Here is a 12,151-nt window from a genome sequence, read left to right as displayed (position 1 = left end):
GGTGGGTGAAACGGTTGGTGCTGGTTAGATAGGTGATGCCGGTAAGGCAGGTGATGCCGATAAAACAGGTGACGCCGGCCTCAGCGCGCCAGGCGCGCGATGGACGCCCACAGCCCTTCCACGTCCACGCGCGACAGCCCACGCGCGATGAAAACCAGGGAAGACCGCGCCGGCGCGGTGGTGCCCGGCGCCAGCGTCACCGGTTTGTCGAAGACGTGGCACACCCCCTGGATCAGGACGAGACGCGGCTCGCCTTCGAAACGCAGGATGCCCTTGGTGCGCAGCAGGTCGGGTCCCCGCAGGCTGGTGAGCGTGTCCAGGAACAACTGGAACACCGGCCGCCGCAGCGGTTCGGCGAAAGTCATCGTGAAGCTGGTCACGGCCGGCGCATGCAAGGGGGCGATCTTCCCCAGGTAGCTGCCGCCCGGCGCATCGTCGTTGCCCCGGCCGCTTTCATCGCCGTCCGGCGCCGGGTGCGTTTCCAGGCGGCCGAGCCCGGCGAATGGCGTGGGCGCCGTCAGCAGCGCCACGTCGAGATCGCCCAGCACCGTCGTCTCGCAGCGCGCATGCGCATTCACGGACCGCGCCCAGGCCAGGGCCGCGTCGCGCTGATCCGGCGTCGCGCGGTCCGTCTTCGTCAGCAGGATCAGGTCCGCCGCGGCGGCCTGGCGTTCGGCGGTCTGCGCGGCGGCCGCGCGCGCTTCGGGATGCGCCGCGTCCACGAGCGTGACGACGTGGGCCAGCCGATACTGCCGCGTCAGCGGCGCGTCGCCGTACAGGGTCTGCGCGATCGCCCCGGGATCGGCCAGGCCGCTGGTCTCGATGATGACGCGCTCGAAGCTCGGGATCTCGCCGTTCCGCCGGCGCATGGACAGGTCCACCAGCAGCGTCTGCAAGTCGCTGCGCAACTGGCAGCACATGCAGCCGTTGTCCAGCAGCACGGTCTCCTCGTCCGAGCGTTCCAGCAGGTGATGGTCGATGCCGACCTCGCCGAACTCGTTGACGATCAGCATCGAGCCGGACAGCGCGGGCGCCGCCAGCACGCGCTTGAGCAGCGTGGTCTTGCCGCTGCCCAGGAACCCCGAGACGACGATGACGGGCAGGCGGGTGTCCGACGCCGTGAGGGCGCCATCGTCGCGCGCGGTGGCCGGCGCCGTGCTCATAGCGTCATTTCCAGCGTGTAGAGGCCGCCGGCATGGCGGTCGACGGCGAAGACGATGCCGCGGTCGTCGACGAACACGTCGTTGAACTGGATGGAGCCCACCGGCGAACCGGCCGGCGCCTCCGGCACGAAGTAGGCCGCCTCGACGGGCGCGTAGGGATCGCGGATGTCGTAGACCCGGACGCCGCCGTTGAAGAAGGTGCAGACGAGGTAGTCCTCCGATTTCCAGGCGCCCGGCACCGGCGGATTCTCGTGCACGTTGTGCGCGCCGAAGCGTCCGCCGCGCTGGCGGTACACGTCCACCGGCGGCATGGGCAGCGTCGAGATCGAGACCAGGTTGGACTCGTCGCTCATGTCGACCAGCCACACCAGCTTGGGCCAGTCGCCGGCGTCGTCCTGGACGGTCTCGTCGCTGACGACGAGCAGGCCGCGGCCGAACAGGGGCAGCGCGGTGTGCGTGAAGCCCTTGAACGGCGGCGAGTTCATGAAGCGGGAGACGGGGCGCGGATCGGACGGGTCGGAGATGTCCATGATGAAGGCGCCGGCGTCCAGGTAGCCCAGGTAGCAGCGGTCCGGACGTTGCGGGAACACGTTGGTGTTGTGCGCGCGGAAACCCGAATCGAAGGCGGGCGCCAGCCGCTTGGGCGGTTCGGCGTCGTCGCCTTCCATGGTGCCCGGCAGGTGCCAGGCGCCCACGGCGCGGGGTCGGGTCGGCGAACTGACGTCGACGATGCGATAGACCTGGTCGTCCTTGGGATTGCGGGGCACGCGGTCCGGATCGCCGCAGGCCATGTGCACGGTCTGGCCGTCGACGAACCACAGGCAATGCGCGCCGCGCGAATGCGGCGCCGAGGCGTCGAAGTGTGACAGCAGGCGCGGGCGCTCGGGCTCGGAGATGTCGAACAGGTCGAAGCCGGCCGGCGCCAGGCCGGGCTTGTTGACCTGGTAGGCCACCGCCATCAGGTTGCCGGACACTTCCAGCGAATTCGAGCGCACGGCGGCATGCGGCAGGTCGGTCTGCACGATGACGCGCGGCTTGTTCGGATCGGAGACGTCGACGCCCGTGAAATTCTTCGGCGCGCTTTCATGGGCCAGCCACAGGATGCGGCGTCCGTCGGGGGCGATCTGCAACGCAATGCCTTCGCCCACGCCGCCGAATCCGCCCAGGTCGTCCTGGGCCAGCAGGCGCATATTGAATTGCTGGGGGTAGTGTGCCTTGATCATGGCGTCAGCTCCGTGCCGCCGCCGGCGCGACGCGGTCGTACCAGGCCAGGATTTCCTCGCCGGTCATGAAGCGCACGCCTTCGAACTTGCGCATGTAGTCGAATGCCTGTTCGAAGTACTTGATGCGATGGGGCACGCCGCTCAGGAAGGGATGCACGGCGATGCCCATCACGCGCACGTGTTCGCCGCCTTCCGCGTACAGGCGATCGAAGCTGTCGGTGACGCGCTTGAGGAATTCGTCCGAGCTGTGGTGCTGCACGGCCATCATGGGAATGTCGTTCAGCTCCACGGAATAGGGCATGGCCACCATGTCGCCGCCGCGCGTGCGCAGGCGGCAGGGCTGGTCGTCCAGCACCCAGTCGCCGATGTAGCGTATGCCGGCATCGTGCAGCAGGTCCACGGTGTCCAGCTTCTGCGTCAGCCCCGGGCCGAGCCAGCCCGCGGGCGCGCGGCCGGTGAATTCGCGGATCGTGTCGACGGTGCGCGCGATCATGGCCTGCGCGTCGTCGACCTGGTGGATGGGCATCTGGATGTAGCCGTGCCCCATGAACTCCCAGCCCGCGTCGCGCGCGGCTTCGGCGATGCGCGGATAGCTGCTGCACACCCGGCCGTTGATCGACAGGGTGGCGCGGATGCCGAAGCCTTCGAGCGCTTGCAGCAGGCGCCAGAAGCCCACCCGCATGCCGTATTCGTGCCAGGCCCAGTTCGGGATGTCCGGGGTGACCGCCACCCCGGTGGGCGCCGGCAGCACCTGGCGCGCCATCGGCCGGCCGATGTCCCAGTCTTCCACGTTGACGATGGGCCAGACGATGATGCGCGCGCCGTCAGGAGCGGGCAGCCGGGGACGGTCGACGATCGCCGAATAGGGCAGCCGGTCGCGGGGTGTCATAATATCCATATAGTGAAAACCCTAAAGGAGACAAAGCATCTTGGATAAGCGTTTTTCAATCTACAGAGGGCAAAAAACAGCGTCAACGACGCCCCTTCGGATATCCACTATATGGATATGAAACCGAGCATCCCGCCCGCCAAGGCGCCCTCCGGAACCCAGGGCGTGGCGCGCGTCGTCACCTTGCTGAAGCTGCTGGCGCAGCACCGCGATCCCGGCTTGCGCTTCGTCGACGTCGCGCGCCTGTGCGGCCTGGAGCAGCCCACCGCGCATCGCATGCTCAAGGCGCTGGAGCGCGAGGAGATGGTGGCGCGCGATCCCGTGACGCGGCGCTATCGGCTGGGGCCGCTGGTCTTCGAGCTGGGACTCGCCGCCGCGGGCGATTTCAATCTGGTCGACGTCTGCAGGCCGTCGCTGCGGCGCCTGGCCGACGCCACCGGCGACACCGCATTCCTGTTCATCCGGCGCGGCCACGACGCGGTGTGCATCGACCGCATCCAGGGCCACTATCCCATCCAGACGCCGGTGGTCATCGTCGGCAGCCGCCAGCCCCTGGGCGTGAACGCCGGCGGGCTGGCGATACTGCAGGCCCTGTCCGAGGAGGAAGTGGCCGAGGCGGTGGCCGCGGTGTCGGCGCGGCTGGGCGCCTACGGCGAATTCGACGAGCTTGACTTGCGCCAGGCAGTGGTCGAGGCCCGCAAGCGCGGGTACGCGGCCATCGGGGAGAAGGCGGTGCCGGGCGTCACCGCGATCGGGTTGCCCGTGCGCAATGCGTATGGCGCGCCCGCCGCCGCGCTGACCATCGCGGCGACCTCCAATCGCATGACCGCGAAGCGCCAGCAGGAGATCCTGCCGGCCTTGCAGCAGGAAGTTTTGACGGTGCAGCGACTGCTATACCGTTAAACGCGTGGGAGAGGGGTGTAAAACAGAATCGCAGGGTTTTCCCTGGGTTTTCCCGTATGATGCTGCCTGCGCGCAGGCAGCGCACGGCTTCGCGCCAGAACGGCCGCCTGTCGATTCGCCCTCTCGCCCCATGGGAGGCGCGCTTCTTCCAAGCATTCATGCGATTTCGATTCAGCTTCCGGTCAGGCTGGATGCAGGGTCGCACCAGAAGGACAGACATGAAAAATCGTCTCACCCTGAGCATCGCCATCGCCATGCTCCTGGGGGTCGCCGTAGGCTACGCCTGCCACGCCAGCATCACCGACGCCACGGAACTCAAGGAGGTGGCGGGCTACTTCTCCATCGTCACCGACATCTTCCTGCGCCTGATCAAGATGATCCTGGCGCCGCTGGTTTTCTGCACCCTGGTGTCCGGCCTGGCGGGACTGGATAGCGGCAACGACGTCGGCCGCATTGGCCTGCGTTCGGTGGCCTGGTTCCTCTGCGCGTCGCTGATCTCCCTGGCCATCGGCCTGGTCATGGCCAACCTGACGCAGCCGGGCGCGGCCCTGCACCTGACGGCGGGCGCGGGCGAGGTGAACACCGGCCTGAACACGGCCGGCCTGAACGTGCGGGACGTCGTCACCCATGCCTTCCCGACCAGCGTGCTGGACGCGATGGCGCGCAACGACATCCTGCAGATCCTCGTGTTCTCGGTGTTCTTCGGCTTGGCCTTGAGCGCGCTAAAGCGCGACACCAAGGTCGCCTTCGTGATCCAGGCGGTCGACGGCCTGGTGCCCGTGATGCTGCGCCTCACGGACTACGTGATGCGCTTCGCCCCGCTGGGCGTGTTCGGCGCGATCGCTTCCGTCGTGACCCTGCGCGGTCTGGACGTCCTGTTCACCTACGGCAAGCTGCTGGGTTCCTTCTATCTGGCGCTGGTGATCCTGTGGGTGGTGCTGGTGGCGGTGGGCTACGCTTTCCTGGGCCCGCGCATCGGCGCGCTGCTCAAGGCGGTGCGCGAGCCGGCGATGATCGCCTTCTCCACCGCCAGCAGCGAGGCCGCGTTTCCGCGCCTGACCGAAAAGCTGGAGGAATTCGGCGTCGACAAGAAAGTGGTCGGCTTCACGCTGCCGCTGGGCTATGCCTTCAACCTCGACGGCTCGATGGTGTACCAGGCCTTCGCCGCGATCTTCATCGCCCAGGCCTTCGGCATCGACATGCCGGCCTCGCAGCAGGTGGTCATGCTGCTGATCCTCATGCTGAGCAGCAAGGGCATGGCCAGCGTGCCGCGCGGTTCGGTGGTCGTCGTCGCCGCGATCGCGCCGATGTTCGGCCTGCCCGCCGCCGGCGTCGCGCTGGTCCTGGCCATCGACCAGTTGCTCGACATGGGACGCACCATGACCAACGTGATCGGCAACAGCATCGCCACCGCCGTCATCGCGAAATGGGAAGAAAAGCGCCAATCCCAGGCCCCGGAGCTGGCGCGCGAAAGCGCGTGACGGATCGCGGTCGAGGCATTCTTGACGGGCGCGCATCGAGCGCCCGTCAGGTCCGGTAGCCGCCCGGCCAGCCCCGGGCAGGCCGCCTACCAGCGATATTTCAACGTCGCCACCACCGTGCGGCGCAAGCCGTAGTAGCAGCCGTTCACGCACGCCTGGATGTAGTTGTCGCGATCGAACAGGTTCTGCACGTTCAACGCCACGCTCGCGCCCTTCAGCGTCGGATTCATGCGGCCGAGGTCATAGCGGATGGCGGCGTCGACCAGGGTGAAGGACGGCACCTTCAGCGTATTGTTCTGGCTGTACGTCGGCCCCATGTAGCGCACCCCCATTCCCAGGTTGAGGCCGGCGAGCGCGCCCGTCAGGTCGTAGTCCCCCCAAGCAGAGAAGGCATTGAGCGGCACCCCGTAAAGGCGGTTGCCCTCGTCGCCGCTATTGGACTTGAGCACCGTGGCGTTGGTGTAGGCATAGGACGCCAGCAGGTGCATGCGCGGCGTCAGGTCCGTCTTCGCTTCCAGTTCGACGCCGCGCGATCGCGCTTCGCCGGTCTGGACGCTGTTGTAGGGGTTGTTGGGATCCGCGGTCAGCACGTCGTGCTGGCGCAGGTCATAGACCGCCGCGGTCAGCAGCGTCTTGCTGCCGGCGGGCTGGTACTTCACGCCGATCTCGTACTGGCGCCCGGTCGTGGGCTTGAAGGGCGCGCCGTAGGCGTTCGTGCCTATGGTCGGCTGGAATGAGGTCGAGTAGCTGGCGTACGGCGCGACGCCATTGTCGAACTTGTACAGCAGGCCGGCGCGCCAGGTGTAGGCGGCATTGCGCTGCCGCGACGTCGCGCCGTCGGACAGGTAGTCCTCGGTCGAGGTGCGCGCCCAGTCGCGCCGCACGCCCAGCGTGGCGCGCCAGCGGTCCAGCGCCAGCTCGTCCTGCGCGTACACGCCGAGCTGGCGGAGCGTTTGCCGGTTGTCGAGGTAGGTGTCGGCTTCCGTGTAGGCGGGCAGCGCCTGGCGGAAATCCGGGGCCGAGATGTCCAGCGACGGCGCCAGGCCGTCGGTCTCGCGGTCGCGCGCGCGGGTGCCCTGGTAGTTCACGCCGAACAGCAGGTCGTGCCGCACCGGCCCCGTGACGTAGCGGCCCTGCAACTGGTTGTCGATGCCGAAGGTGTGGAGGCGATTGCGGTCCTGGAATTTGTCGCGCACCAATTCCGTGCCGTCGAGCGAGTCGCCCTGGACGCTGTCGAAGGCGAAGGACATATTCGTATAGCGGACGTTCTGCTTGAACGTCCAGTCGCTGTTGAAGGCATGCCTGAATTCGTAGCCGACCGAGGCCTCGCGGTTGGAGGTGCGGTCGAAACCGAGGTCGCCCGTGAACATGCTGTCCGAGATGCGTCCTTGCGGGTTGTGCAGGAGCGTGCCCTGCGCGGGCAGCTTGTTCCAGAACCCGGAATGCGGGTCGTTGCGGTAGTTGGCGAGCAGGGTGAAGGAGGTGTCGGCGTCGGGACGGAAGGTCAGCGATGGCGAGATATCGATCCGGCTTTGCCGCGCGCGGTCCACCTGCGTGCCGGTGTTGAAGGCGATGCCGGTCACGCGGTAGAGCCAGCGCTTGTCCGTGTCGACGGGACCGCTGAAGTCGAAGCCGCCGCCGATGCGGCCGTAGTTGCCGGTCTGCAACTGGATTTCGTGCAGCGGGTCCTCGGTGGGACGCTTGCCGACATAGCTGACGATGCCGCCGGGCGTGACCTGTCCGTAGAGCATGGACGCCGGTCCGCGCACCACCTCGACGCGCTCCAGCATGTAGGGATCGATGAGGGAATTGACGAAGGTGCCGTGCACCAGGGGCAGGCCGTCCAGGTACTCGTCGGCGATGAACCCGCGTATCGTGGCCAGCGTGGCGCGCGTGTCGGCGCCGTTGCTGTCGGTCACCGTGCTGGCGCTGTAGCGCACCGCCTGGTTGATGGAGGTCGCGCCCTGGGCGTCCATCTGGTCGCGGGTCACCACCGAAATGGATTGCGGCGTTTCGATCAGCGGCGTGTCGGTCTTCGTGCCCGAGGCGCTGCGTTGCGCCACGTAGCCGTCCACCGGACCCCACGCGGATTCCTGCACCGCGCTTCCCGTCACGGAGACCTCCGGCAGGTCGGCGCTGGACGCCACCCGGCTCAGCCGGATGGTGTTGCCCTGGCGGGTATAGGTGATCGGCGAGCCGCGCAGGAGTTCGCGCAGGGCCTGTTCCGGCGTGTAGCGGCCCGTGACGGCGGGGGCGGGCAGGCCGCGCACCAGGTCGGACGCATAGAGGAACTGCAACGATGTCTGTTGTCCCAGTTGCAGCAAGGCGTCGCTTAGGGATTGCCGGGGCAGGTTGATTTCGACCGTGGCGTCCTGGGCATGCGCGAGGACGGGGACGGACATCAGGCCCAGGGACAGCGCGAAGGCCAGGGGCGTGAGCAGGGCCGGCAGCGCGGCGCGGCGGCGACGCCCCGCCGCGCGGGCGGCGGGAAGAGGGAGGGTCACGGAGGGATTCCTTGTTCGGAGTCGATGCGGTGTGGGTGGCAACCCTTTGGCCAAAGGTGTCCAGAGGCCGGCAAGCCCCTTCAATCGTTAGGACGGAACACCCCGCGGGAACCCTGAACGAAATCCCAAAGAAAATTGTAACGACGGCTGCCGACGTCGACGCCGACGCCAAAGCCAAAGCGGAAACCGAGCCGAGCCGATCAGCGCCGAGTCAAGCGGCGCAGATCTAGCCACGCGGAGCCAGGCGCGGCCGGAACCCGCCCGGCTCGCGGCCGTTCAGCGGGAATAGGCGAGATCGACGCCGCCATCGGCGCGCGGCCTGACGCTCACCGGCAAGGTGGCGGCAAGCGCCTGCAGGAAGCCCGGGCCGTCCTGCGTGCTGAAGACGCCGGCCATGCTGAGACGGGCCAGGCGGCTGTCGGCAATGTGGATCGGGTGCTCCAGGTAGCGGTTCATCTCGGCGACCACATCCTGGAGCGGACGGTCCTTGAACACCACCTTGCCCTGGCGCCACGCCGTCACCGCGGCGACGTCGACGCGGTCCACCGGCAACGCCTGGCCGGCCCTGGTCCCGGCGCCCAGGCCTGCCGTGAGGGCGACGCGCTCGCGCCGCCACCAATGGCCCGTCGTGACTTCCACCGACCCGGATTGCACCGTGACGCCGACGTCCTCGCCCTCGCGGCGCACGTCGAATTCCGTGCCGGTCACGCGCACGGCGGCCGCGCCCGCGTCCACGATGAAGGGCCGCGCCGTGTCCTTCGCCACCAGGAACATCACTTCGCCTTCGGCCAGCGCGACATGGCGCTCGCGGTCGAAGTAGCGCACCGTGACGCGGCTGCGGGTGTTGATGTCGAGCGTGGATCCATCGGGCAGCGTCTCCCGGCGCCGTTCGCCCGGACGCGTCGAGAATTCCGCGGCATAGCGCGCCGGCCCCGAACGCTGTTGCCAGCCCCAGAAGCCGCCGGCGGCGGCGAGGGCGCAGAGCGACATCCCGCTGGCCAGCCAGGCCCGCCGCGCGCTGGACGGTGACCGCCGGGCGCCGGGTTCCGGCGCCTGGAGCAGATCCTCCACGTCCTCCGGCCGCAGTTCGCCCGCCGCCCGCCAGATGTTTTCCAGCGCCCGGTATTCGTGCTCGTGCGCGGCCGCCGCCTGCCGCCATTGCTGGAACCTGAGCTGCTCGGCCGCGCTGAAATTGCCCGAATGCACGCGCGCGAACCAATAGGCGGCGGCGTCGCGCGGGTGGGACGGCAGGGCGGATTCGGTGGCGGTCATAGCGGGGCGCCGGCGGGCCGGGGCGATTTTCCTCTCATGGGATAAGACGTTCCACGGGGCGGGAACCCTGACTCAGTGCGGGGCATGATGTTTTAACCGCTCCCGCAGGTGCCGTGTGGCGCGAATCATGTATTTTTCGACCATATTGACCGAGATGCCCATGCGCTGCGCGATCTCCTCCTGCGTATAGCCTTCCAGCCGGTGCCATAGAAAGACCTGCCGGCATTTCACCGGCAGGTCCAGCAGCGCCGTCTTCAGGTCGGCCACCAATTGCGCGGTGCGCGGCGCGGCGTCCGGATCGGAAACCACGGGATGGTCGGGTTCGGGCAGGTCGTGCAGCGGCACGCGATCGAGAACCTGGCTTTGGCGATGAATGTCGATCAGCCGGTTGTGCACGCTGCGATGCAGATAGCCGCGCGGGTATTCGACCGCGGCGGCGCGGCCATCCAGCAGGTTGGCGATGGCGTCGTGCGTGGCGTCCTCCGCGTCATGCCGGGAGTCGGCGCGGCGCGTCCAGGTGCCCAGCAGCTCGCCGTAATAGGCGAGCCAACCTTTCTTGGAGGGGGGCGTGGACATGAGGGAGCGCGAAGATGCACGAAATCGTGGATTATTGTTGAAAACAATTATCATTACAACAACTGTATCCACGATCCACGGCGTGGGCGCAACGTCGGAATGTCCGGTTCAACGGCGCGCAACACGGCAACACGGCAACACGGCAACACGGCAACACGGCAACGCGGCCACGCAGCCGGACCGCGCCCGCGAAGCCTCTTGCTTCGGCTCCTCTTACTTCGGCTCGATGCCGGGCCGGGCGCGGTAGGCGTTCCGCGGCTTGGGCCGCGGGATGGACGACAGGACGATGGCCAGCACGATCAGGAACCCACCGACCAGGGCCAGCGCCGGCAGGCGCTCGCCGGCGAGACGGCCGAACAGGCCGGCCCAGATGGGCTCGCCCGCGTAGATGATGGCCGCGCGCGAAGCGTCGACCGTCTTCTGCGCCCAGTTCATCGCCACCTGGATCAGCGCGCTGGCGCAACCCAGTCCGCCGGCGAAGGCCGCCAGTTCCCAGGACAGCGCCGGCGCGTCGTGCTCGCCCACCAGGGGCCGCAGCGCGAAGGCGAAGATCGCGGTGAACGCCAGTTGCGCCACCGTCACGCAGCGCACGTTCACGCGCGAGGCGTAGTGGCTGATGGCGCTGATTTCCAGCGCGAAGGCCACCGCCGCCACCAGCGTCAGCGTCTGCCCCAGGTTGAAGGACAAGGCCAGCCCGGCGCCGCCGTCGGCGAAGCACAGCATGCCCGCGAAGGCGCACGCCACGCCCACCAGGCACATGGCATGGGGCGGCCGCCGCCAGAACAGCCATTGCAGCAGCGGCACCAGGGGAACGTACAGCGCCGTGAGAAATCCCGATTCGCTGCTGGCCACGTGCTGCAGTCCCATGGTCTGCAAGCCGTAGCCCGTGACGATGCAGGCGCCGATGACGGCGCCGGCGCGGATGTCGCGCCAGGCGATGCCGCGCAGCGCGCGGCGCGAGACCAGTCCCACCGCCAGTGCCGCCGCCGCGAAGCGGCAGCCCACGAAGAACAGCGGCGTGCTGTAGGCCAGGGCATGCTGGACCGTGAGGAAGGTCAGGCCCCAGATCATGGTGACGCCGACCAGCGACAGTTCGGGCAGGCGGCGGGCCAGGGCGCCGCCTGGCGGGGACGAGAGGCGGTCGGAGTGGTTCACGGACGGCAAGTCCTACAGGCAAGCGTAGGCCGCGCGCACCAGGCTCTCCACCACCGGCGTCACGCCGCCGGCCAGGTCCTCGCGCAAGGCGTAGGGGTAGGACTCGTTCATGTAGGTGGACTGGCACATTTCCAGTTGGATGGCGTGCACGTTCCGCGCGGGGTCGCCGTAGGCGCGCGTGATGTAGCCGCCCTTGAAGCGGCCGTTGATGGCCCAGGTGTAGGGGCAGTCCTGTTCCAGGCGCGCGCGGATGGCCTGTTCCATGGCCGGCGCGCAACTGTCGCCGCCGGCGGTGCCGATGTTCAGGTCGGGCAGCTTGCCGTCGAACAGGCGCGGCAGCACGCTGGCGATGGAGTGGCCTTCCCACAGCATGACCTTGCCGTGCCGGGCGCGCAGGCGATCGATCTCGGCGCGCAACTGGTCGTGATAGGGCTGCCAGTAGGTCCGCAGGCGGCGCGCGCGCTCGGCGTCAGTCAGCACCGACTCGTCCTTGTACAAGGGCGTGCCGTCGAACGCGAGGGTGGGGCACAAACCGGTCTTGGTCTGGCCGGGGTAGAGGTTGCCGTCGTCGGGCGAGCGGTTCAGGTCCACCACGTAGCGCGAATAGCGCGCCCACAGGAAGGACGCGCCGATGCTTCGGGCGAAGGCATACAGGGTGTCCAGGTGCCAGTCGGTATCGCCCGAGCGCAGGCCGGTCTCGGTCATGTGGGGCTTCTGCTCGTCGGCGATCAGGCTGCCCAGGTGGGGAATGGAAATCAGCAGCGGCGCCGTGCCGCGTTCGAAGTGGAATATTTCGCTCATGCTGTCCTGCGTGGAAGGCGGGCCGCCGGGACCGGACGGCCGCGGCGGCGGGATGAGGGACCGGAAAAAACCGGAAATCAGGGGACCGATTGTATTGCGCTCCGGCCATGGCGGATTTCCGGGGACGCGCGCCGGGCATGCCCCTTGCGCCATGGATACCGAAGCCGCCGATTTCCGGCGGTAG

At 68.2% G+C, this 12,151-nt stretch carries 10 protein-coding genes; 2 read left to right on the top strand and 8 right to left on the bottom strand.

Going from position 1 to position 12,151, the window contains the following annotated elements; translation table 11 throughout:
* Positions 1–80: 80 nt before the first annotated feature.
* The 3 genes from CAL29_RS21775 to CAL29_RS21765 are packed head-to-tail and all read right to left on the bottom strand — an operon-like array spanning position 81 to position 3,275.
* Positions 81–1,163 carry a CobW family GTP-binding protein gene (locus CAL29_RS21775; protein ID WP_094855080.1) on the bottom strand — a complete coding sequence of 361 codons (1,083 nt, stop codon included), beginning with the start codon at positions 1,161–1,163 and terminating at the stop codon, positions 81–83.
* Entirely contained in the window at positions 1,160–2,386 is a 1,227-nt protein-coding gene (locus CAL29_RS21770) for an LVIVD repeat-containing protein (RefSeq protein WP_218831884.1), read from the bottom strand. The genes CAL29_RS21775 and CAL29_RS21770 overlap by 4 nt, the downstream gene beginning before the upstream one ends.
* Positions 2,387–2,390: 4 nt before the next feature.
* Positions 2,391–3,275 carry a polysaccharide deacetylase family protein gene (locus CAL29_RS21765; RefSeq protein ID WP_094855079.1) on the bottom strand — a complete coding sequence of 295 codons (885 nt, stop codon included), beginning with the start codon at positions 3,273–3,275 and terminating at the stop codon, positions 2,391–2,393.
* A gap of 111 nt (positions 3,276–3,386) precedes the next feature.
* Here CAL29_RS21765 and CAL29_RS21760 point away from each other — a divergent pair, with 111 nt between their 5' ends.
* The gene (locus tag CAL29_RS21760) at positions 3,387–4,178 is read left to right on the top strand and encodes an IclR family transcriptional regulator (RefSeq protein ID WP_256977663.1); all 792 of its coding nucleotides are present in this window, start codon (positions 3,387–3,389) and stop codon (positions 4,176–4,178) included.
* Positions 4,179–4,396: 218 nt separating this feature from the next.
* A complete protein-coding gene (locus CAL29_RS21755; RefSeq protein WP_094855078.1) occupies positions 4,397–5,659 on the top strand; it encodes a dicarboxylate/amino acid:cation symporter in 1,263 nt (420 codons plus the stop codon).
* Between the two features lie 86 nt (positions 5,660–5,745).
* Here CAL29_RS21755 and CAL29_RS21750 read toward each other — a convergent pair whose 3' ends face one another.
* The 5 genes from CAL29_RS21750 to hutG form a co-directional block, all read right to left on the bottom strand.
* Positions 5,746–8,163, bottom strand: coding sequence for a TonB-dependent siderophore receptor (locus CAL29_RS21750; protein WP_094855077.1), 2,418 nt, complete (start codon positions 8,161–8,163; stop codon positions 5,746–5,748).
* Positions 8,164–8,439: 276 nt separating this feature from the next.
* Positions 8,440–9,435, bottom strand: coding sequence for a FecR family protein (locus tag CAL29_RS21745; RefSeq protein WP_094855076.1), 996 nt, complete (start codon positions 9,433–9,435; stop codon positions 8,440–8,442).
* 72 nt (positions 9,436–9,507) lie between these two features.
* Complete coding sequence (locus CAL29_RS21740; protein ID WP_094855075.1) at positions 9,508–10,011, bottom strand: RNA polymerase sigma factor; 504 nt, start codon at positions 10,009–10,011, stop codon at positions 9,508–9,510.
* Between the two features lie 213 nt (positions 10,012–10,224).
* The gene (locus tag CAL29_RS21735) at positions 10,225–11,166 is read right to left on the bottom strand and encodes a DMT family transporter (RefSeq protein ID WP_306430693.1); all 942 of its coding nucleotides are present in this window, start codon (positions 11,164–11,166) and stop codon (positions 10,225–10,227) included.
* A gap of 12 nt (positions 11,167–11,178) precedes the next feature.
* Positions 11,179–11,967, bottom strand: coding sequence for an N-formylglutamate deformylase (gene hutG / locus CAL29_RS21730; protein ID WP_094855074.1), 789 nt, complete (start codon positions 11,965–11,967; stop codon positions 11,179–11,181).
* Positions 11,968–12,151: the final 184 nt, after the last annotated feature.

This window comes from Bordetella genomosp. 10, assembly GCF_002261225.1.
GTDB lineage: Bacteria > Pseudomonadota > Gammaproteobacteria > Burkholderiales > Burkholderiaceae_B > Bordetella_C.
The sequence above is the reverse complement of the archived record's forward strand: the minus strand, read 5'-3'. Positions and strand labels throughout refer to the sequence as shown.

Excerpts from the sequence above, each read along its gene's own strand:
- CAL29_RS21760 (WP_256977663.1), top strand. The coding sequence starts at position 3,387 with ATGGATATGAAACCGAGCATCCCGCCCGCCAAGGCGCCCTCCGGAACC.
- CAL29_RS21770 (WP_218831884.1), bottom strand. The coding sequence starts at position 2,386 with ATGATCAAGGCACACTACCCCCAGCAATTCAATATGCGCCTGCTGGCC.
- CAL29_RS21775 (WP_094855080.1), bottom strand. The coding sequence starts at position 1,163 with ATGAGCACGGCGCCGGCCACCGCGCGCGACGATGGCGCCCTCACGGCG.
- CAL29_RS21755 (WP_094855078.1), top strand. The coding sequence starts at position 4,397 with ATGAAAAATCGTCTCACCCTGAGCATCGCCATCGCCATGCTCCTGGGG.
- CAL29_RS21745 (WP_094855076.1), bottom strand. The coding sequence starts at position 9,435 with ATGACCGCCACCGAATCCGCCCTGCCGTCCCACCCGCGCGACGCCGCC.
- CAL29_RS21740 (WP_094855075.1), bottom strand. The coding sequence starts at position 10,011 with ATGTCCACGCCCCCCTCCAAGAAAGGTTGGCTCGCCTATTACGGCGAG.
- hutG (WP_094855074.1), bottom strand. The coding sequence starts at position 11,967 with ATGAGCGAAATATTCCACTTCGAACGCGGCACGGCGCCGCTGCTGATT.
- CAL29_RS21765 (WP_094855079.1), bottom strand. The coding sequence starts at position 3,275 with ATGACACCCCGCGACCGGCTGCCCTATTCGGCGATCGTCGACCGTCCC.